The following is a 226-nucleotide window of genomic DNA, read 5'->3' as shown; positions in this document are numbered from 1 at the left end:
ACCGTGGGCTGGTTTACGAGTCAGTATCCGGTGCTGCTGGATGTGGATGGAACATCAGAAGTAGGGCAGCGCATCAAGCGGGTAAAAGAGGACCTGCGGCATGTACCGCATAAGGGCATTGGCTACGGTATGTTGAAGTATATGTCTTCGGATGATGCTACCTCTTCCTGGAGCCTGCAGCCTGAGATCAGCTTTAACTATTTGGGACAATTTGATCAGGACTTGG

At 50.9% G+C, this 226-nt stretch carries 1 protein-coding gene; it reads left to right on the top strand.

What is annotated here, in order from left to right:
• On the top strand, positions 1-226 hold a 226-nt coding region (locus HFD99_RS25370), incomplete at both ends, for a condensation domain-containing protein (RefSeq protein ID WP_167441117.1).

This window comes from Paenibacillus sp. EKM301P (assembly GCF_011800295.1).
Taxonomy (GTDB): Bacteria; Bacillota; Bacilli; order Paenibacillales; family Paenibacillaceae; genus Paenibacillus; species Paenibacillus polymyxa.
This window is presented reverse-complemented; position numbering and strand designations above follow the sequence as displayed.